Source organism: Catellatospora sp. TT07R-123, assembly GCF_018327705.1.
Classification (GTDB): domain Bacteria; phylum Actinomycetota; class Actinomycetes; order Mycobacteriales; family Micromonosporaceae; genus Catellatospora.
This window is the reverse complement of the sequence record NZ_BNEM01000001.1, coordinates 2043885-2064580: the sequence shown is the minus strand read 5'-3', so window position 1 is coordinate 2064580 and position 20696 is coordinate 2043885. Positions and strand designations below refer to the sequence as shown.

General features: G+C 71.9%; 17 protein-coding genes, 1 pseudogene and 1 riboswitch. Of the genes and pseudogenes, 13 read left to right on the top strand and 5 right to left on the bottom strand.

From position 1 onward, the window contains the following. Window positions 1-104: 104 nt before the first annotated feature. From Cs7R123_RS08605 to Cs7R123_RS08580, 6 genes are all read left to right on the top strand, one after another. Window positions 105-884 (top strand): glycerophosphodiester phosphodiesterase, encoded by a 780-nt coding sequence (locus Cs7R123_RS08605; RefSeq protein WP_244871701.1) that lies wholly within the window; start codon window positions 105-107, stop codon window positions 882-884. Beyond that, window positions 881-2260, top strand: a complete 1380-nt coding sequence (locus Cs7R123_RS08600; protein WP_212824938.1) for an MFS transporter — start codon at window positions 881-883, stop codon at window positions 2258-2260. Before Cs7R123_RS08605 ends, Cs7R123_RS08600 begins: the two co-directional genes overlap by 4 nt. A gap of 60 nt (window positions 2261-2320) precedes the next feature. Continuing rightward, window positions 2321-2992 carry a thymidine kinase gene (locus Cs7R123_RS08595; RefSeq protein WP_244871700.1) on the top strand — a complete coding sequence of 224 codons (672 nt, stop codon included), beginning with the start codon at window positions 2321-2323 and terminating at the stop codon, window positions 2990-2992. A gap of 104 nt (window positions 2993-3096) precedes the next feature. Further along, complete coding sequence (locus Cs7R123_RS08590) at window positions 3097-3324, top strand: hypothetical protein (RefSeq protein ID WP_212824936.1); 228 nt, start codon at window positions 3097-3099, stop codon at window positions 3322-3324. Then, window positions 3321-4148 carry a universal stress protein gene (locus tag Cs7R123_RS08585; RefSeq protein ID WP_212824934.1) on the top strand — a complete coding sequence of 276 codons (828 nt, stop codon included), beginning with the start codon at window positions 3321-3323 and terminating at the stop codon, window positions 4146-4148. The genes Cs7R123_RS08590 and Cs7R123_RS08585 overlap by 4 nt, the downstream gene beginning before the upstream one ends. 299 nt (window positions 4149-4447) lie before the next feature. Then, window positions 4448-5845, top strand: a complete 1398-nt coding sequence (locus Cs7R123_RS08580) for a trehalose-6-phosphate synthase (protein WP_212824932.1) — start codon at window positions 4448-4450, stop codon at window positions 5843-5845. A 42-nt stretch (window positions 5846-5887) separates the two neighbouring features. On the opposite strand, the gene Cs7R123_RS08575 is transcribed toward Cs7R123_RS08580, so the two are convergent. After that, entirely contained in the window at window positions 5888-6742 is an 855-nt protein-coding gene (locus tag Cs7R123_RS08575; protein ID WP_212824930.1) for a maleylpyruvate isomerase N-terminal domain-containing protein, read from the bottom strand. 73 nt (window positions 6743-6815) lie between these two features. Continuing rightward, window positions 6816-7454 carry a 3,4-dihydroxy-2-butanone-4-phosphate synthase gene (ribB, locus tag Cs7R123_RS08570; protein ID WP_212824928.1) on the bottom strand — a complete coding sequence of 213 codons (639 nt, stop codon included), beginning with the start codon at window positions 7452-7454 and terminating at the stop codon, window positions 6816-6818. 219 nt (window positions 7455-7673) lie between these two features. Then, a riboswitch (FMN riboswitch) is annotated at window positions 7674-7807 on the bottom strand. A 657-nt stretch (window positions 7808-8464) separates the two neighbouring features. Here ribB and Cs7R123_RS08565 point away from each other — a divergent pair. The 7 genes and pseudogenes from Cs7R123_RS08565 (at window position 8465) to Cs7R123_RS08540 (ending at window position 17845) form a co-directional block, all read left to right on the top strand. Beyond that, window positions 8465-10522, top strand: coding sequence for a M4 family metallopeptidase (locus tag Cs7R123_RS08565; protein ID WP_212824926.1), 2058 nt, complete (start codon window positions 8465-8467; stop codon window positions 10520-10522). A gap of 362 nt (window positions 10523-10884) precedes the next feature. Then, window positions 10885-11286, top strand: a pseudogene (locus Cs7R123_RS41075) (cellulose binding domain-containing protein); the annotation flags it as partial. Between the two features lie 51 nt (window positions 11287-11337). Continuing rightward, window positions 11338-13227 (top strand): glycoside hydrolase family 6 protein, encoded by a 1890-nt coding sequence (locus Cs7R123_RS08560; RefSeq protein ID WP_374706979.1) that lies wholly within the window; start codon window positions 11338-11340, stop codon window positions 13225-13227. A 259-nt stretch (window positions 13228-13486) separates the two neighbouring features. Next, on the top strand, window positions 13487-14332 hold the full coding sequence (locus Cs7R123_RS08555; RefSeq protein WP_212824924.1) for a hypothetical protein: 846 nt from the start codon (window positions 13487-13489) through the stop codon (window positions 14330-14332). 228 nt (window positions 14333-14560) lie between these two features. Continuing rightward, complete coding sequence (locus Cs7R123_RS41070) at window positions 14561-16234, top strand: fibronectin type III domain-containing protein (RefSeq protein WP_212824923.1); 1674 nt, start codon at window positions 14561-14563, stop codon at window positions 16232-16234. A 91-nt stretch (window positions 16235-16325) separates the two neighbouring features. Then, window positions 16326-16907 carry a bifunctional 4-hydroxy-2-oxoglutarate aldolase/2-dehydro-3-deoxy-phosphogluconate aldolase gene (locus tag Cs7R123_RS08545; RefSeq protein WP_212824921.1) on the top strand — a complete coding sequence of 194 codons (582 nt, stop codon included), beginning with the start codon at window positions 16326-16328 and terminating at the stop codon, window positions 16905-16907. Beyond that, complete coding sequence (locus tag Cs7R123_RS08540; RefSeq protein WP_212824920.1) at window positions 16904-17845, top strand: sugar kinase; 942 nt, start codon at window positions 16904-16906, stop codon at window positions 17843-17845. The genes Cs7R123_RS08545 and Cs7R123_RS08540 overlap by 4 nt, the downstream gene beginning before the upstream one ends. A 341-nt stretch (window positions 17846-18186) precedes the next feature. Here Cs7R123_RS08540 and Cs7R123_RS08535 read toward each other — a convergent pair whose 3' ends face one another. From Cs7R123_RS08535 to Cs7R123_RS08525, 3 genes are all read right to left on the bottom strand, one after another. Continuing rightward, window positions 18187-18945: an IclR family transcriptional regulator gene (locus Cs7R123_RS08535; RefSeq protein ID WP_212824919.1), complete on the bottom strand. Its 759-nt coding sequence runs from the start codon at window positions 18943-18945 to the stop codon at window positions 18187-18189. 307 nt (window positions 18946-19252) lie between these two features. Then, on the bottom strand, window positions 19253-20071 hold the full coding sequence (gene hypB, locus Cs7R123_RS08530) for a hydrogenase nickel incorporation protein HypB (RefSeq protein ID WP_212824917.1): 819 nt from the start codon (window positions 20069-20071) through the stop codon (window positions 19253-19255). 2 nt (window positions 20072-20073) lie between these two features. Beyond that, the gene (locus Cs7R123_RS08525; RefSeq protein WP_212824915.1) at window positions 20074-20418 is read right to left on the bottom strand and encodes a hydrogenase maturation nickel metallochaperone HypA; all 345 of its coding nucleotides are present in this window, start codon (window positions 20416-20418) and stop codon (window positions 20074-20076) included. Window positions 20419-20696: the final 278 nt, after the last annotated feature.

Genomic DNA, 20696 nt, shown 5'->3' with positions numbered 1-20696 from the left:
CTTCGACGCGGTGGTGCGGACATTCTCACCGATGTCGCCCGTTGTTGGCGAGCGGTCCGTGCGGGGGCCATCCGGACGCAGCCGGCGGTGGCATGCTTCCGCACGTGAACACCCCGCGCCCACTGCATCCGTACCTCGCGCAGCCGCCGTTGGCATTCGCCCATCGGGGTGGTGCCGCCGAGGGTGACGAGAACACCGCCGACGCGTTCGCCCGCTCGGTGGCCGCCGGATACCGCTATGTCGAGACCGACGTGCACGCCACCCGCGACGGCGTCGCCGTGGTGCTGCACGACCCCGACCTGCGCCGCGTCGCCGGTGAGCCGGTCGCGGTGGCGAGCGTGACCTGGCAGGACCTGGCCTCGGTGCGGGTCGGCGGGGCGGCGGCGGTGCCGCGGCTGGACGAGGTGCTCGACGCGTGGCCGGAGATCCGGTTCAACATCGACGTCAAGGACGACCGCGCGGTGGAGCCGACGGTCGCGGTGGTACGCGCGCGGGCGACCCCCGATCAGGTGCTGCTGGCCTCGTTCTCCGATGCGCGGCTACGGCGGGTGCGGGAGCTGGCCGGTCCGGCGTACGCGACGTCGCTGGCGCAGAAGGAGACGGCCCGGCTGTGGCTGGCCTCCCGCTTCGGCGGCCGGGTGAAATTGCCGCCGTCGGTGGTCGCGGCGCAGGTCCCGGTGCGGTTCGGGGCGGTACGGGTGGTGGACCGGCGCTTCGTGGCGCACGCCCACCGCCTGGGACTTCAGGTGCACGTCTGGACGATCGACGATCCTGCCGAGATGGCCGGGTTACTTGATCTCGGTGTGGATGGCATCATGACCGATCGCATCGACGTGTTACGGGAAGTTTTCGTAGACCGTGGCCTCTGGAAGGACCACCCATGACCGCTGATCTCAGCGCACCCCCGCCCGAGACGCCGACCGCCGAAGCCGACACCGCGGGCTACGGTGAGAGCACCAAGCGCGAGCGGGTCGGCTGGTACTTCTACGACTGGGCCAACTCCGCCTTCTCCACCACCGTGGTGACCGCCTTCCTCGGGCCGTACCTGACCGGCGTCGCCGAGAACGGCATGGACGCCGCCGGTGACGTGCACCTGCTGGGGCTCTCGTTCAAGGCCGGCTCGCTGTTCCCTTACGTCACCTCGCTCTCGGTCATCCTCCAGGTGCTGCTGCTGCCGGTGGTCGGTGCGATCGCCGACCGGGCCGCCCGCAAGAAGGTGTGGCTGGCGCTGTTCGCCTACATCGGGGCCGGGGCCACCTGCGGCCTGGTGTTCCTCACCGGCAGCCGGTACGAGCTGGGCGCCGCCCTGTTCCTGATCGCGAACCTCGCGTTCGGGGCCAGCGTGGTCGTCTACAACTCCTTCCTGCCCCAGATCTCCAGCGAGGAGGACCGCGACGCGGTCTCCAGCCGGGGCTGGGCGTTCGGCTACCTCGGCGGTGGGCTGCTGCTGCTGCTCAACGTCGTGGCGGTGGTGTTCTTCGGAGAGGAGCACAAGGGCGAGGTCGCCCGCTGGAGCCTCGTGTCGGCGGGCGTGTGGTGGGCGCTGTTCACGACGTTCCCGCTGGCGTGGCTGCGCGACCGGCCGGTGCTGGAGGCGGCGGCGCGCGGCAACGTGCTGGTCGACGGGTTCAAGCAGCTGGCGCACACGCTGCGGGGCATGCGGGCCTACCCGCTGACGCTGTTCTTCCTGGGCGCGTTCCTGATCTACAACGACGGTATCCAGACCGTCATCGCGATGGCGGGCACCTACGCCTCCAAGGAGCTGGGCCTCGACGACACGACGCTCTTCCCGACCATCCTGCTGGTGCAGTTCCTGGCGTTCGGTGGCGCGATGCTGCTCGGAGCGCTGGCCAAGCGCTTCGGCGCCTGGAAGACCGTGCTGGGCAGCCTGGTCGGCTGGACGCTGATCGTGACCGCGGCGTATTTCCTGCCCGCGAACGAGTCGGTGCCGTTCATCGCGCTGGGCGGGGCGATCGGCATCGTGCTCGGCGGCAGCCAGGCGCTGAGCCGGTCGCTGTTCAGCCAGCTGATCCCGAAGGGCAAGGAAGGCGAGTACTTCGGCTTCTACGAGATCTCCGACAAGGGCACCAGCTGGCTCGGCCCGCTGGTGTTCGGCCTGGCGTACGACATCACCGGCAGCTACCGCGTCGCGATCTTCTCGCTGATCATCTTCTTCGCGCTCGGGTTCGTGCTGCTGCTCAAGGTGCCCATGCGGCGGGCCATCGAGCAGGCGGGCAACGTGCCCCCGACACGCCTGTAGTGCTGCACCTGCATTCATGGATTCCCGGTCACGGTGGGCCAGCGGTTAGGCTGCCCCACCGTGACCTCTGCCGACGCGCCATCCCCCGCTCCGAGTTGCAACGCCGCCGGTGACGGTCGGCTGCGCCACGGGGCCGCCCTGAAGTTCTTCTGGGGCCCGATGGACTGCGGCAAGTCCACGCTGGCGCTCCAGATGGACCACAACCACGGCCGGCAGGGCCGCCGGGGCCTGGTGCTGACCCGCAACGACCGCTCGATGGGGCCGCAGGTCACCACGCGGATCGGGCTCGCGCACACCGCCGTCGAGGTGACCGACGACCTCGACCTGGTCGACCTGGTGCGCAAGGAGTGGTCCACCGGCGCCCGCATCGACTACCTGATCTGCGACGAGGCCTGCTTCTACACGGTGGCGCAGATCGAGCAGCTGGCCGACCTGGTCGACGGGTACGACGTCGACGTGTACGCCTTCGGCCTGGCCTCGGACTTCCGCTCGCACCTGTTCCCGGCCGCGCGGCGGCTGTTCGAGCTGGCCGACGAGGTGCACCGGCTCCAGGTCGAGGTGCTGTGCTGGTGCGGCCGGGAGGGCCTGCTCAACGCGCGCATCGTCGACGGCGTGGTGGCGCGGGAGGGCGCCCAGGTGGTGATCGGGGACACGGCCGCGGCCGATCCGGCCGAGGTCCGGTACCAGGTCCTGTGCCGCCGCCACTACCGTTCCGGCGATCTGGGCCGCTGATCACGCCGCGCCGGGCGGGCCTGCGGAAACTGGTGTGACGACCGTTAACCGGCCCCTGCGCGGCCGGTGATCCTGCGGTAACGTCGTGTGTTCACGCTGAGCTCATGGATGACTACCCACAGTTGTCTGAGCTGGAGCTGGACCGGGCGATGACGCCCGCACTCATGCGGCTGCGCGCCGCGTACGCCGAGCGGATCAACTCGGCGGTGTCCCGCGATGCGGAGGCTACGGCGCGCGAACTGGCCGCGACATTCGAGACCGACGTCGTGGACGCGGTCGTGCGCTGGTTGCGCCGGCCGCAGACCGCGACGGATTCGGGGGTATCACGATGACGACCGCAGACCTGACCAACCCGCCCGTGCTGGTGGGCTACGACGACAGCCGTCCGGGCCGCTCGGCGCTGGAACTGGCGGCCGCCGAGGCGGCGGCCCGCAGCCTGCCGCTGTGCCTGGTCTACCGCCGCGACCCGATGGCGTGGACCCACCCCACCTCGATGGCGCCCTACCCCGCCTCGTTCTGGCACTCGGCCAACGACGACGAGCAGGCCGCCCAGGCCGCGGCCGCGGCCGTGCGGCAGCGGTTCCCGGAGGTGGCGGTATGGCTGCGCGCCACGCAGAGCTCGCTGCCGCAGGCGCTGGCCGGGGCCGCCCCGTCGGCGGCGATGCTGGTGGTCGGCGGGACCGACCGGCGGTTGGCGCTGCCGTCGCGCCGGGCCGCCGGGGTGCGCCTGGCCCGCCGGGCGGGCCGCCCGGTGCTGGCGGCCAACGCCGCGGTGCCGTCCGTGGCGCCGGGCGACCGGCGCGGGCCGGTGGTGGTGGCCGCCGCCGGGTCGCGGGTGCCCGGCCCGGCGCTGTCGTTCGCGTTCGAGGAGGCCGCCGCGTACGGCGTGGACGTGCTGGCCTGCCGGGTGTGGCAGGACCGCGACAGCGCCGACGCGTTCTCCGGCGCGGTGCGCCGGGTCGCGCAGGACCATCCGCAGGTGGCTGTGAGGCAGGTCACGTTGGGTGACGCCGACCAGGCAGCGCATGTGCCGGTGCTCGCCGACGCCCGGCTGATGGTGCTGGACGGCCCGCAGAGCCGCTGGTCACCCTCCTGGCCTGTCCCGCGTGAGCTGCTGCGCGACTGGCACCGTCCCATCGCGACAGTCCCGAGCTGACCCTACCTGGTGTGACAGCCCGGCGGCTGGGCGTATCCTGAAAGGCCAACGCCCCCGCCGCCGGGCCACAAGCCATCGGAGCTGGCGAATACCCTGGTCCACCGTGTAGTCGCGCCCCCACCCGGGTATGGCGCGAACTGTCCCAACGGCTGCTATCCGCAGACCCACCAGAGTGAAAGTATGTGCTTGCTGTAATCGCCACGTAACTTTTGGTTGATACAAGTTCGCGGGACTCGGTCATTGATACACAGTCGTGCGAACCTTCTCATATCAGCGAAAGCTCCGAAAGGGGTCACCCCATGCGGGACGCCTCACTCGTCGTGGTCGCCAGCCGCCTTCCCGTCAATGACACCGGTGCCTCCGAGGGGGTCTTCGAGTGGCGCCGCAGCCCCGGCGGGCTCGGCGGCGCGCTGCACCCCGTGCTGAGCAACAAGCCCGCCACCTGGATCGGCTGGGGCGGCATCCCCGGGCCGAGCCCCGCACTGCCCGACGTCGACGGCGTGCACCTCGTGCCGGTCGAGCTGTCCGAGGAGGACTTCCGCGACCACTACGAGGGCTTCGCCAACTCGACCCTGTGGCCGCTCTACCACGACGCGGTCGAACCGGCCGTGCACCACCGCCGCTGGTGGGAGGCGTACCAGCGGGTCAACCAGCGCTACGCCGATGCCGCCGCCCGCGTCGCCGCTCACGGCGCGGTCGTCTGGGTGCAGGACTACCACCTGCAGCTGGTGCCCGCGATGCTGCGCGCCCAGCGACCCGACCTGCGCATCGGCTTCTTCCTGCACGTGCCGTTCCCGCCGCCGGAGCTGTTCATGCAGCTGCCGCGCCGGGCGGAGCTGCTGCGCGGCATGCTCGGCGCCGACCTGGTCGGCTTCCAGCGCAGCCACGCCGTCCACAACTTCCACCAGCTCGCCGCGAAGGTGCTCGGCGTGACGCCCGACGAGCACCGCATCGAGATCGACGGGCGCACCGTGCACACCGGCGCGTTCCCCGTCTCGATCGACACGGCCGAGATGGAGGCGCTGGCCCGCCGCGACGACGTGGTGCGCCAGGCCGCCAAGCTGCGCTCCGACCTGGGCAGCCCGCAGCGGGTCATCCTCAGCGTCGACCGCCTCGACTACACCAAGGGCATCGAGCACCGGCTCAAGGCATACCGGGAGCTGCTGACCGACGGCCGGCTGAAGGCGCCGGAGACGGTGCTGGTGCAGGTCGCGGTCCCCAGCCGCGAGCGGGTCCAGCAGTACCGGCAGCTGCGCGACCGGGTCGAGCGGGAGGTCGGCCGGATCAACGGCGACTTCGGCCGCCTCGGCGTGGCCGCGGTCCACTACCTCAGCCAGGTCTTCGACCGCACCGAGCTGGCCGCGCTCTACCGGGCCGCCGACGTCATGGCGGTCACCCCGCTGCGCGACGGCATGAACCTGGTCGCCAAGGAGTTCGTCGCCGCCCGGGTCGACGAGTGCGGCGCGCTGCTGCTCAGCGAGTTCGCCGGGGCCGCGGCGGAGCTGACGCAGGCGTACCTGGTCAACCCGCACGACGTCGAAGGGCTCAAGGACACGCTGATCGAGGCGCTGGAGGCCGACGCCACCGAGCCGAACGAGGCGATGGTGCAGATGCGGGCACACCTGCGCGAGCACGACATACAAGCCTGGGCGCGGTCGTACCTGACCGCACTGGAGGCCGCCAGCGCCGGCCGGTGACCGGCGCCTGGCCCCCGTGCGGTACGGCGAAGGCGGCCGTGCTCAGGACGGCAGGTGCATGGTGCGCATGAAGGCGGGCAGCAGCCACGGGCGGCGGCCACCGAGCCTGACCTTGCCGGTCAGGGCCGCCCGGGGCTTGCTGACCCGCCCGAACAGCATCAGGTTCAGCGTCGGCGGGTCGAAGGTGAGCCGCACGTCGGCGCGCGGATCGGGGTCCTCGGCGGTGACGTGGCCGTCGGTGAGCACCAGCATCGCCGGGGTCGTGTAGTCGGAGCGGAAGTCGACGGCGATGCGTCCCGGGCGCACCGGGGCGCCGTGCTCCAGCAGGTTGCCGTACCCGGCCCTGGTCACTCCGAGCAGGAACAGGTCGAAGAACAGCCCGGCCGCGTGCGGGTCCATCGGCCACGGCGTACGCGTGGCCCGCGCGATGTCCCAGCCGTGCACCACCAGCTCGTTGACCATGTGCGCGACCAGCCCGCCGATCGACAGCCGGGCGGCGCCCAGCCAGCTCACCTGGTCGGCCGGGTCGCGCCGGCCGGCCAGGGCCAGCATCCGCTGGGCCGATTCGCGCAGCTCGCGGCAGGACGCGGCGACGTCGCGCTCGGGGAACCGGTCGAGCACCACGCGGTTGAGATCGGCGACGGTGTCCACGTTGGTGGCGTCGACCGCCGCCAGCGCGCCCGGCAGCAGGACGTCGGGGGTCTGGCCCTGGACCAGCACCTCGTCCAGCCGCATCAGGCTGACCAGGTGGGCCACGGTGTCGGCGATGTTCCAGTCCGCGGTGACCATGATGTGCGGCGGGTGGGCCTGCGCCAGCGCGACGACGCGCTCGACCGCCTCGGTCAGGGCGCGGCGGGCCAGGTCCCACTGGGCGGGGTCGACGGGCACGGTCGGCATGCGTCCATGATGGAATCCGGCCCGGCCGCGGTGGATACGCTCCCGTGCGCACCTGCGTGCCGGGCCGGCGGGACTAGGCGCGGCGGGCGCGGTGGTCGATCAGGTCCTGGACCGAGATCATGGGCAGGTCGAAGCGCTCGGCCAGCGCCACCAGGTCGTCCAGCCGGGCCATCGTCCAGTCGGGGCGGACGACCTCGCAGATCGCGGTGGCGCCGGACAGGCCGCACAGCAGCGACAGGTCCACCCCGGCCTCGGTGTGGCCGTCGCGGGCCAGCACGCCGCCCTCGACCGCGCGGATCGGGAACACGTGGCCGGGCCGGGCGAGGTCGCCGGGTCCGGTGGCGGCGTCGGCCAGGGCGCGGATGGTCAGGGTCCGGTCGCCGACGGAGATGCCGGTGCTGGTGCCCGCGGCCAGGTCCACCGAGACCGTGAACGCGGTGTCGTGCAGGCCGGTGTTCGGCTCGACCATCGGGTGCAGGTTCAGCCGGTCGGCGATCTGCGGCGTGACGGCCACGCAGATCACCCCGGCGGTGTGGTCGAGCATGAACCGCAGTGCGGCCTCGTCGAGGTGCTCGGCGGCGATCATCAGATCGCCCTCGTTCTCGCGGGACTCGCGATCGAACACCAGCACGAACCCGCCCCGGGCGAAGGCCCGCAGGGCGCGCTCTACCGCGGTGGCGGTGGCGGCGGTGTCGAGTACGGCGTGTGACATGTGTTCTCCCTCTGGCGTCGGGCGGGGCGCGGTGCCCCGCCGTCGTACCGAAGGCATGACGGCGATCGCCGCCGTGCGCGCGCACGGACGGCCGATCCGTCAACGCGCGGGGCGGGGGAGGGATACCGGATCGCTCCCGCGGCCGTCGCGCGCCTGCAGATCCGGGTGACAGGCGGCAGCCGGGCGGTACGCGCACAGCGCACCGCACAGCAGCGCCTGCCGCGTACTACCTCTCATCCGGACTTTTACCGTCGGTTCCGGAATTCCACCGGATCGGCCCGCCCCTCGGGGGAGGTGCGGGTTCGCGGACTGTGACCGCCGGTTCGGAGTTTCACCGACCCCGGAGTACGCAAGGTGCCAACTGTCGGATCGACAGTGTCGCACCGCGTAGGCACCGGGCAACCTTGCGTGGTTCAGGTCACATCCGGACGCCCCGGCGCCGGGTAAAGATGGCGCCAGAATGCCAGGCCAGGCTGTTGATCGGCATGGTTCGGCGGCCATAGTCTGCTGCCAGCCTTCGACAAGACGTCCCGGAAAACGCGCGAACCACGATTATCCGCTCTCCCCGACCGGTCATTCGACGCCGCGCGTTTTACGGGTGAATCGTGTCCGGAATCGGGTGCCCGCAGCCGGGGGCATCCGGTTCCGGACGCTTCGTAGTGGTTGATGGCGGCACCGGCGCACGGTTCCCGCGAAAGCGGAGGCCAGGCGCCGGTGCGACTCGCCATACCCCCTTATCGGTATGGCCCTGAGCTGCCGTGATGACGACCGGCAGCCCTTTTTCATGCCCATTCGCAGGTCGCTGATGTCGGTCTTGTGAAATACAGTCTTCAGGTATTGACGGCGTGGTTGTTCATTGATAGGAATCTGCCAATGTAAACGGACGGTGGACCCTCGGGTCGGCAATCCGAACAGGCTGCGGCAGCTACATGTACTGCCGTATCCGCCGGATGTCTGATCCGGAAGAGAGGGTCACACCCCAACCCTCCAAGGAAGAGGGACAAGTGAGAATGTCACGACGTTCGGCCGTGGGCGCGATCCTCACGGCCACGGCGATGGCGTTGGCGGGGACCACCGCCATGGCGTTCACGCCCGCCGCCGCGTCACCGGTGACCCCGGAGACGGCTCGTGCCGCAGCTGCGAACTCTGCCGCGAGCCTCGTCGCCGCACGCCCCGCCTACCTGCACGCGGGTGCTGACGACGCGTTCATTCAGAAGGGCGTCATCTCGTCGGGCAACATGCAGTACGTCCCGTTCGAGCGGACCTACCGCGGCCTGCCGGTCGTCGGCGGCGACTTCGTGCTCGTCACTGACGCCGCGGGCACGCTCAAGGCGTCCTCGGTGGCGCAGGAGCAGACCATCACCGGCCTGGGCGTGCTGCCCAAGGTCAACCAGGCCGCCGCGGTGAAGACCGCCCAGGCCCAGCTGAAGACGGTCGCCAGCACCGAGGCCACCTCGCTGGTCGTGCACGCGCTCGGCGCGAGCCCGCGCCTGGCCTGGGCGACCACGGTCAACGGCACCGGCGCGGACGGCATCAGCCGCCTCACCGTGTACGTCGACGCCCTCACCGGCACCGTCCTCGGCTCCCGCGAGCACGTCACGCGCGGCACCGGCACCGGCGCCATCAACGGCCCGAACCCGCTGACGCTGCAGACCACCCTGTCTGGTGGCACCTACAAGCTGCAGGGCAGCTCGCCCACGAACATGCCCTGCCAGGACGCCGCCACCAACACGACGTTCAGCAAGTCGACCGACACCTGGGGCAACGGCGTCGGGACCAGCCGGGAGACCGGCTGCGTCGACGCCCTGTTCGCCGCCCAGACCGAGGCCTCGATGCTCAGCTCCTGGCTGGGCCGCAACGGCATGAACGGCTCGGGCGGCGCGTGGCCGATCCGGGTCGGCCTCAACGACCAGAACGCGTACTACGACGGCACCCAGGTGCAGATCGGCAAGAACACCGCCGGCGCCTGGATCAGCTCGATGGACGTGGTCGGTCACGAGATGGGCCACGGCATCGACGACAACACCCCCGGCGGCATCTCCGGCGGCAACACCCAGGAGTTCGTGGCCGACACCTTCGGCGCGGCGACCGAGTGGTACGCCAACGAGGGCTCCGCCTACGACCCGCCGGACTTCCAGGTCGGCGAGGAGATCAACCTGGTCGGCAGCGGCCCGATCCGCTACATGTACAACCCGTCGCTGGCCGGGGACGACAACTGCTACTCCAGCAGCATCCCCAGCGAGGAGGTCCACGCGGCGGCCGGTCCCGGCAACCACTGGTTCTACCTGCTGGCGGAGGGCACCAGCCCGACCAACGGGCAGCCGACCAGCGCGACCTGCAACAGCACCACGATCACCGGCGTCGGCATCCAGAACGCCATCAAGATCATGTACAACGCGATGCTGATGAAGACGTCGAGCAGCTCGTACCTGAAGTACCGCACCTGGACGCTGACCGCGGCCAAGAACCTGGACGCCACCTGCGGCCTGTTCAACGCCACGAAGGCTGCCTGGAACGGCGTCAGCGTGCCGGCGCAGACCGGTGACCCGACCTGCACCAGCGGCACCCCGAGCCCGAGCGCGTCGGCCAGCCCGGCCCCGAGCCCGTCGAGCGGCAGCTGCACCGGTCAGAAGCTGCTCAACCCGGGCTTCGAGTCGGGTGCGGTCAGCTGGACGCAGACCTCCGGCGTCATCACCACCGACGCGGGCCAGCCGGCCCACGGCGGCTCGTACAAGGCGTGGCTGAACGGCTACGGCGCGACCCACACCGACACGCTGTCGCAGTCGGTGACGATCCCGGCCGGCTGCCACGCCACGCTCACGTACTACCTGCACATCGACACCGCGGAGACCTCCACCACGACGGCTTACGACAAGCTGGCCGTGACGGCGGGCACCACCACCGTGGCGTCGTACTCCAACCTGAACAAGAACACGGGCTACCTGCTGCGCACGGTCGACCTCACGTCGTTCGCGGGCTCCACGGTGACCCTGAAGTTCACCGGTACCGAGGATGCCTCCCTGCAGACCTCGTTCGTCGTCGACGACACCGCCCTCACCCTGAGCTGAGGGGGCTCAGACCGGTGGGCTGACGCCCGCCGGTAGGCGCCGGCCACCGCGGACACCCGCGGTGGCCGGCGTCTTTTCGTGCCCGCCGGGGGAAGTTCGGACGGGCTCCAAACAATCTATGCCAATGACATCGATGGGCATTGTTCACAGGTAACACTGATGAAACACTCTGGTGACCGCGTACGCGGGTGCCGTATGACGGCGCCGAGGGCACCGGGCACGCTCCCGGTCGGTGCCGAGTCCGACCGTCCTGTCCGGGTCAGGCGGGTGCTCCCTTCCGGGGCCTTGGCGTCCGCTCGCGGCCGTCCGGCCCTTGACACGCCCGGACCACGGCGGTTCCGGGCCGGCTCGAGGAGTCCACCGTGAACAGATCCGTGCACCATCTGCGCCGCCGGCTGCTGTCGCTGCTGGGCGTGGGCGCGCTGGTAGGCGCGTTCGTCGCCACCGCGGGCACCCCGGCGCAGGCCGCGGTCGCCTGCCAGGTCAGCTACACCAAGGCCTGGGACAACGGCAGCGGGTTCGGCGCCAACCTCACCATCAGCAACACCGGCGACGCGTGGACCAGCTGGACGCTGACCTACACCTGGCCGGGCAACCAGACCGGCATCCAGGGCTGGTCGGCCAACTACAGCCAGTCCGGCCAGAACGTCACCGCGACCAGCCTGTCCTACAACGGCGCGGTCGCCAACGGCGGCTCGGTCGGCATCGGCTTCAACGCCTCCTACACCGGCACGAACACCAACCCGACCAGCTTCAAGGTCAACGGCGTCACCTGCAACGGCGGCGGCACCACCAACACCCCGCCCACGGTCGCCCTGACCAGCCCGAGCGCCGGGCAGACCTTCGCCTCCGGCGCCGCGGTCCCGCTGGCCGCCACGGCCGGCGACAACAGCGGCGTGGCCCGGGTCGAGTTCCGCGTCGACGGCACCCTGGTCGGCACCGACACCAGCTCGCCGTACAGCTTCAGCGCCACCGGCCTGGCCAACGGCGCGCACAGCGCCACGGCCACCGCCGTCGACAACGGCAGCCCGGCCCTGTCGACCACCTCGGCCGCGGTCACCTTCACCGTCGGCGGCGGCACCGGCAACCCGGTGCTCCAGGTCAGCGCGGGTTCGCTGGTGGTCAACGAGGGCGGCACGGGCACGCTGACGTACAAGCTCAGCGCCGCTCCGAGCGGCAACGTCGCGGTGAGCCTGAGCAGGACCGGCGACGCCGACGTCACCCTCTCGGCGAGCAGCGTCACGCTGACCACGGCGAACTGGAGCACCGGCGTCACCGTCACCGTCTCGGCGGCAGAGGACACCGACACCACCAACGGCTCCGCCACGGTCACCGCGACCTCGTCGGCGGGCAGCACCACCACGACCGTCACCGAGTCCGACAACGACGGCGGCGGCTGCCAGCCCAACTGCAACCGGGTCGACAACCCGTACCAGGGCGCGGGGGTCTACAACAACCCGCAGTGGCGGACCAGCGCGATGGCCGAGCCCGGCGGCAGCCGGATCGCCAACCAGCCCACCGGTGTATGGCTGGACCAGATCGGTGCCATCGCCGGCAACGGCAGCCCGACCACCGGCACCATGGGCCTGGTGGACCACCTCAACGAGGCGGTCAGCCAGGATGCGGCCAACGGCTCGGCACCGATGGTGATCCAGATCGTCATCTACGACCTGCCCGGCCGTGACTGCGCCGCGCTGGCCTCCAACGGCGAGCTGGGCCCCAACGACCTGCCGCGCTACAAGTCCGAGTACATCGACGCCATCGCGGCGATCATGGCCCGGCCCGCCTACGCGAGCCTGCGCATCGTGACGATCGTCGAGATCGACTCACTGCCGAACCTGGTCACCAACACCGGCGGCCGAGCCACCGCGACCGCGGCCTGCGACACCATGCTGGCCAACCACGCCTACGTCGACGGCATCGGCTACGCGCTGGCCAAGCTCGGCGCGGTCCCGAACGTCTACAACTACATCGACGCCGCGCACCACGGCTGGATCGGCTGGGACGACAACTTCGGGCCCACCGCGACCCTCATGTTCCAGGCCGCGACCGCCTCCGGCAGCACCGTGGCCAACGTGCACGGGTTCATCACCGACACGGCCAACTACTCGGCGCTGACCGAGCCGTACGTCGGCGCGGTGACCGAGCAGCTGCGCCAGACCCGCTGGGTCGACTGGAACCGCTACAACGAGGAGCTGGCGTTCGCGCAGGCGTTCCGGCAACGGCTCATCACGGCGGGCTTCTCCTCCGGCATCGGCATGCTGATCGACACCTCCCGCAACGGCTGGGGCAGCTGCGTGCAGACCCCGTGCCAGCCGATCCAGACGACCCGGCCGACCGCCGCGAGCAGCTCGACGGACATGAACACGTTCGTCGACCAGTCCCGCATCGACCGGCGCATCCACAAGGGCAACTGGTGCAACCAGGCCGGGGCGGGCCTCGGTGAGCGGCCCCGTTCGGCGCCCGCGACGGGCGTCGACGCGTACGTCTGGATCAAGCCGCCGGGCGAGTCCGACGGTTCCAGCAGCCAGATCCCGAACAGCGAGGGCAAGGGCTTCGACCGGATGTGCGACCCGACCTACACGGGCAACGCCCGTAACGGCAACAGCATGACCGGCGCGCTGCCCGGCGCCCCGCTGTCGGGCCACTGGTTCTCCGCTCAGTTCCGGCAGCTGATGGCGAACGCCTACCCGCCGCTGTCGTGACGACGTACGGCAGGCCCGCCCGCGCGGGTGCTCAGGGCGGGCCTGCCGTCCCCGGCCGCCGGGCAGTGCCCGCCCGGCGGACCCGCCACCGCCGCTGCCCTCGCGGGGCGGCGTGGCGCCGGGAAGGGTGCCGTCGGGCGGCGGAACTTGGGCGCGCCGCCCGGCGGCACCCGTACCCGTGCCGGGTGCCGCCCGCCATCCGGGCAGCGTGGGCGCAACGGCCGGACCGGTGCCCGGGTGCTGTGCAAACATGAGGTTCATGCTGGTCGTGAGCCTGATGGGGGCGCTGGCGGCGGCGATCTGCTTCGGGCTGGCCTCGGTGATGCAGGCCGTCGGCATGCGCCGGATGTCGGCCGGCGGCGGCCCGGACGTCAAGCTGCTGCTGCGCGCGCTGAGCAGCTGGCTGTTCGTGGCGGGCACGCTGGTGGACCTGCTCGGGTTCGGGTTCGAACTGCTGGCGCTGCGCAAACTCCCGCTGTTCCTGGTGCAGGCGGCGGTGGCGTCCAGCCTCGCCGTGACGGCGATCGCGGCCAGCGTGGTGATGCGCGAGCGCCTGGGCCGCGGCGAGTGGCTGGCGGTGGCCTCGGTCTGCGCCGGGCTGGCCGCGCTGGGGGTGTCGGCCGGACCGGAGGGTGCCGACGCGGTGCCGCGCGGCTTCTACCCCGTGCTCGGGGCGTGCCTGGTCGGGCTGGGGCTGCTCGGGGCGGCGGCGAGCCGGCTGCCGGCGCGGCTGCGTACCGTGGCCATGGGCGCCTGCGCGGGCCTGTGCTTCGGCGTGCTGGCCCTGGCCGCCCGGACGCTGCCGGAGCTGTCCCCGGCCCGGCTGCTGCGCGAGCCCGCGGCGTATCTGGTGGCGGCGTCGGGGCTGGTGGCGTTCCTGCTGTGGACCAGCGCGCTGTCGGCCGGGTCGGTGACCACGGCGACGGCCGGGATGGTGGTGGGGGAGACGCTGCTGCCCGCGCTGGCCGGGGTGCTGGTGCTCGGCGACGGCGCCCGGCCGGGCTTCGTGCCGGTGGCGCTGGCCGGGTTCGTGCTGGCGGTGGGCGGCGCGCTCGCGCTGGCCCGGTTCGGCGAGGTGGGCACGCCCGAGGCCGAGCCGGTGTAACTTTCACGGCGCCGATCCGGCCCCGCCGCGGCGGGGCCGCGCGCTGTTTCCCGGGCGTTCGTCCAGATCGACCGGACGTGACACGACCGTTCGCCGCCGGACATCCGGCCGAAACGTGCCATCGGCGCCCGTCGCTGTTTACACGTCCTTCGACGGTGACCTATGGTACGGCTGGAAGCGCTCCCAAACCGTTCCCTCCGGATCCCTCCTCCCTGCCCAAGGAGTGATATGCGAGTCACCGCACACCGGCTCAGCAGGTTCGCCTCGGCGGTCCTGCTGACCGTCGGTGCCACCGCCGCCAGCCTGGTCGCCGCGACGCCCGCCCACGCCGCGACCATCTGCGAGCAGTACGGCACCGTCGTCGCCGGCAACTACGTCATCCAGAACAACCGCTGGGGCACCACCGCCACCCAGTGCATCAACACCACCGCCAACGGGTTCTCGATCACCCAGCAGGACGGCGTCGGCAACACCTCCGGCGCCCCGGTGTCGTACCCGTCGATCTTCCTCGGCTGCCACTACAGCAACTGCAGCCCGAGCTCGCCGCTGCCCAAGCAGATCAGCACCATCGGCACCGCCAGCAGCAGCCTCAGCGTGTCCTACCCGTCCAGCGGCACCTACGACGCGGCGTACGACATCTGGCTCAACGCCGACACCAACGTCAGCGGGGTCCAGGACACCGAGATCATGATCTGGTTCAACCGCCAGGGCAGCATCCAGCCGATCGGCTCCCAGACCGGCACGGCGAACCTGGCCGGGCGGAGCTGGAACGTGTGGACCGGCAACAACGGCGGCAACAACGTCGTGTCGTACCTGTTCACCGGCTCGCCGGTCACGTCGCTGACCTTCGACGTGAAGGACTTCATCAACGACACGTTCTCCCGCGGCTCGCAGTACGGCAACGCCAACTGGTACCTGACCAGCGTGCAGGCGGGCTTCGAGCCGTGGATCGGCGGCGTCGGCCTGGCCGTGAACTCGTTCTCGGCCTCGGTCACCACCGGCGGCGGCACCCAGGTGCCCGGCACCCCCGGCACGCCGAGCGCGTCGAACGTGACGTCGTCGTCGCTGTCGCTGAGCTGGGCGGCCTCGTCCGGCACGGTCTCCGGCTACCAGGTCGAGCGGGCCACCGGCTCCGGCAGCACCAGCTTCTCGCAGGTCGGCACCCCGTCCGGCACGTCGTTCAGCGACTCCGGCCTGGCCGCCAGCACGGTGTACCGCTACCGCGTCCGGGCGACCAACTCGGCCGGTGCCTCCGGCTACTCGGGCATCGTCGACGTGACCACCGCGGGCGGCGGCACCCAGGTGCCGGGCACGCCGGGCACGCCGACGGCGTCGAACGTCGCCGCCACGTCGCTGTCGCTGAACTGGGGCGCCTCGTCCGGCACGGTCACCAACTACCAGGTCGAGCGGGCCACCGGGGCCACCAGCACCAGCTTCACCCTGGTCGCCTCGCCCGGGACCGCGTCGTTCAACGACTGGAACCTGACCGCCAACACGACGTACCGCTACCGGGTGCGCGCGGTCAACTCGGCCGGTTCCTCCGCGTACTCCGGCATCCTGAACGTCACCACCACCTCCGGCGGTGGCGGCGGCAGCGGCTGCACCACGACCAGCTCGGTGCAGAGCTCCTGGGACGGCGGGTACGTGCTCACGGTGACCGTCACCAACAGCGGTTCGGCCGCCATCAACAGCTGGCACTCCACGGTGACCCTGCCCTCCGGCCAGGCCCACACCGGCTCCTGGCCGGCGGCCGCCGTGGTCAGCGGCCAGACGGTGACCGAGGCGAGCCTGGCCTGGAACGGCACGCTCAGCCCCGGCGCCAGCACCACCTGGGGCGTGCAGGTCAGCCGCCCCGTCGGCAGCAGCACGCTGCCGAGTGTCTTCGCCTGCACCACCCCGTAACCCGCCCGATCACGAAAGGGCGCGTCCCCGGCCGGGGACGCGCCCTTTCCGTCGTTGCCTGGTTCCGTCTGACGGACTATCGTTCCGTGTGATGGAATCTCTGGTGGAAAGTCTGCGGCACGCCAAGGTCGTGCCGGTCCTGCGCCGCACCGACGGCGCCGAAGCCGAGGCGGCCGCGCGCACGCTGCTGGACGCCGGGCTGCCCGTGGTCGAGCTGACCGCGAACACCCCGGACTGGGCCGGTGCGCTGGGGCGCCTGCGTTCGGCGTACCCCCGGGCGGTCCTGGGGGTCGGCACGGTCTGCGCCGAGGGCGACGCCCGCGCCGCCTGCGACGCCGGGGCCGACTTCCTGGTCAGCCCATGGCCCGTGCCCGACGTGCGGGCCTACGCCGCCGCCCGGGGCGTGCCGCTGTGCGAGGGCGGGTTCACCCCCGGCGAGCTCGCGGCAGCCGCGCGGCACGGCGTCGCCAAGCTGTTCCCCGCGCACGCCGTCGGCCCGAGCTACCTCAAGTCGGTCATGGCGGTGCTGCCCGCGGGCAGCCTGGTCATGCCGACCGGCGGCATCAAGCTCGCCGACGTGCCCGCCTGGCTGGCCGCCGGGGCGATCGCCGTCGGCGTCGGCAGCGACCTCGACCGCCTGCCGCAGGTGTGGCACGAGCTGGGCGCGGCATGACCCATGACGTCGTGGTCGTCGGCGAGCCGCTGCTGGAGTTCGCCGCCGCCGAGCCGCTGACCGACGCCGTCACGTTCACGCTCGGCTTCTCCGGCGACGCGCTTAACGCCGCCGTGGCCGCCGCGGCCGCCGGGGCCCGCACCGCGCTGCTGACCCGGCTCGGCACCGACGAGCTGTCCGACCGGCTCGTCGCGTTCCTGGCCGCGCGCGGCGTCGACACCTCGCTGGTGCGCCGGGTCGGCGGCCAGACCGGCGGGTACGTCCTGGGCGCCGACCCGGCGGGGGTGCGCGGGTTCGCGTACCTGCGCGCGGGCAGCGCCGCGACCACCCTCGAACCGTCCGATCTCGACCCCGACGTGCTCTCCTCGGCCAAGGCGCTGCTGTTCAGCGGCATCACCGCCGGGCTGTCGCCGTCGTGTGCCGACACGGTGCGCGCGGCGGCGCGGCTGGTGCGGGGGTCCGGCGGGCACGTCGTGTACGACCCGAACTACCGCCCCCGGCTCACCACCGCCGAGCGGGCCGCGGCCCTGTTCGCCGAGCTGGCACCGGATCTCACCGTCGCGCTGCCCTCGGCGCCCGCCGACACGGCGGCCCTGTTCGGGTGCACCGACGCCGTCGAGGCGGCGGCGCGGGTGCACCGCCTCGGGGTGCCGTACGCGGTGGTCACCCGGGGGGCCGACGGGCTGCGCGTCTCCGACCGGGGCGCGGGCCTGGACCTGCCGGTGGTGCCCGCGCCCGTGCTGGTGGACGCCACGGGGGCCGGGGACTGCTTCGCCGGCACGCTCACCGCCCGCCTGGCCCTCGGCGACACCCTGCTCGACGCGTCCCGCCTCGCCTCGGCAGCCGCCTCCCTGGCCCTCGGCGGCCGAGGCGGCACCGGCCTCATCCCCACCCTCACCCAAACCCGCACCCACCTCACCACCACCCCCACCCCCTGACCCCACCCCGTCCCCACCCCACCGCCCCACCACCCCGGCCCCGCCCCGTTGCCCCGCCCCGGCGCCGTGGCGGCGGCTCGCGGCGGCCCGCCGCGCTTCTCCGCGTTGATCATGAACTTATGGCAGGGTTCGACGGCGTGTCGCCACCCTGGCACCGTGATCGATTCGGCTGGGCGGGCGAGCGGGGCCAGGCAGGCCGAGAATGCGTCCTGAAATGACGATCACGGTGGTGTGATCGTCGTTGTCGGTCAGAACCTACGTATTGGCGGCAGGGGTCGACCGGAGACGGCGATCTTCGTACGGAGATCGCGGGTTGCGGGCGGATGTGGCTGCGGCGCCGGTCAGGCGGGGGAGCCCAGGGAGGTGGAGATGCGGTCGGCGGTGGCGCGTACCTCGGTGCCCAGGGCGGAGACCCGGTCGGCGGGGAGCTCCAGCACCAGCGCCGACGCGCTGACCGCGCCGATCACCGCGCCCTCCGCGCCGGAGATCGCCGCCGCCACGCAGCGCAGGCCCGGCTCGTTCTCCTCGTCGTCAACGGCGTACCCGTCCGCGCGGACCCGATCCAGTGCTGTGAGCAGGGCCTTCATGCTGGTGGCCGTGCGCGGGGTGTGCCGGGGCAGGCCCGTGCGGGCGGCCAGTTCGCGCACCGGCGCGGCGGCCAGCCGGGCCAGGATCGCCTTGCCGATCGCGGTCGAGTGCAGGTCGAGGCTCTGTCCGACCCGGGACCGCATGTCGTACGGCTGCGGGCCGGCGATCTTGTCGGCGTACACGGCGCGGTCGCCGTCGCGCAGGCCCAGGTGGACGGTGAAGCCCGTGCGGTCGCGCAGCGCCTGCAACTCGGGCCGGGCGGTGCGGGCCGGGTCCAGGGCGCCCATCACCCGGCCGGCCAGCGCCAGCACCCGGGGTCCGGGCAGGTAGCCGCCATGCCCGTCGGCCGCCGCGAACCCGCGTGCCACCAGTGACTGAAGGATCCGGTGCACGGTCGACTTGGGCAGCCCGGTCGCGGCGGCCAGGTCGGCCAGCCGCTCGTGCCCGGCCAGCGCCTCCAGCACCGACAGCACCTTGTCGGCGGCGCCGCCCGCGTTGCCGCTGCTGGTCATGGCGAGCAGCCTATCGGTCCGCCGCCCGCCCGCCTACGCGCTGCCCGAGGCCTGCCGCGCGCTGCCGTCCGCTGCCGTCCGCTGCCGTCCGCTGCCGTCCGCTGCCGTCCGCTGCCGTCCGCTGCCGTCCGCTGCCGTCCGCTGCCGTCCGCTGCCGTCCGCTGCCGTCCGCTGCCGTCCGCTGCCGTCCGCTGCCGTCCGCTGCCGTCCGCTGCCGTCCCACTTAGCATAGACGTTGGCCTATTGCGAGGACTATTCGTAGATCGTCTTCGTTGTAATAGGCCAACGTCTATCAAAAACCGGTGCCTCAGGCGGGCGCGGGCGACGGTGACGGTGATGGCGCGGGTGACGGTGGTGCTGCGGGCGGCGGCGTGCTCGCCGGAACCCGGGTGCGCAGCCAGCTCACCCACTCGTCGACCCCCTCGCCCGTACGGGCGCTGAGCAGCACCGTCCTGGCCCCCGGGTTCACCGCGCGCAGGTTGGCCAGGAACCCGTCCAGATCGAACTCCAGGTACGGCAGCAGATCCGTCTTGTTGATCAGGACGAGCTCGACCGACCGGAACATCACCGGATATTTCAGCGGCTTGTCCTCGCCCTCGGTCACCGCGTACACCATGGCGCGGGCGGCCTCGCCGACGTCGAACTCGGCCGGGCAGACCAGGTTGCCCACGTTCTCGATCAGCAGCAGGTCCAGCTCGGCCAGCGGCAGCCGGGGCAGCGCCGAGCGGACCATGGGCGCGTCCAGGTGGCACTCGCCGCCGAAGCCCTCACCGGTGTTGACCAGCGCGATCGCCGCCCCGAGCCCGCCGAGCCGGTCGGCGTCGATGCTGGTGTGGATGTCACCCTCCAGCACCCCGACCCGTACGCCCGCCAGCCGGGTCAGCGTCTGGCGCAGCAGTGTCGTCTTGCCCGCGCCCGGCGAGGACATGACGTTGACGGCGTGCACCCCGTGGGCGGCGAAGTCGGCGCGGTTGGCGGCCGCGGTGCGGTCGTTCTCACCGAAGATGTGCTCCAGCACCTGGATCCGCTGTGCCCCCGTGGCGTAGCCGCTGTGGTCGTGCGGCCCGTCGTGGGGTTCGTCGTGACGGTGCCCGGTGCCGTCGTCATGGCGGTGGAAGCGGCCCATCGTCATACCTCCGCTAGGTCCAGGGCGAGCAGCAGGAACTCCTCGCCGGTGAGCACTGTCAGTGAGAAGCCGCCGCAGCCGTGGCACACGAACACGGGCGGATCGGGGTCGATGCGGCTGACGTGCCCGCAGTCGGCGCAGGAGACGGTGGCGTCGACTGATTCGATCTCCAGCCGGGAGCCGTCGAGGCCGGTGTCGGCGGTGACCATGGTCCAGCAGAACACGAGGGTGTCCGGCACGATCTGGCGCAGCCGACCGATGCGCACCCGGACGTTGGCGACCAGCCGGTCGCCCGCATGCCGCGTGACCAGGTCGGCCAGAGCCCCGCACACCGAGAGCTCATGCATGGGCAGGGGAGTCCGACATATCCGTTTGGTCCATGAAGCGAATTTCTACCCGAACCAGCAGGTAGAGGCAACGACCCACCCGCGCCGGGCGCGCTGCCGCACCGCCGCCAGCACCCGCTGCCCCGCCGCGCCCGCCGTCCCGCCCCGTCCGGCCGCGCGGACGCCTGCGGCGGGGAACGCCCAGTGCGGGCGCGCCTCGAATAGCCGCCGGAATTCCGACAGTCATCGCGATGCCGCGATACCGCAATGGGTTCCTATTCGGCGATCACGGCTGCCCT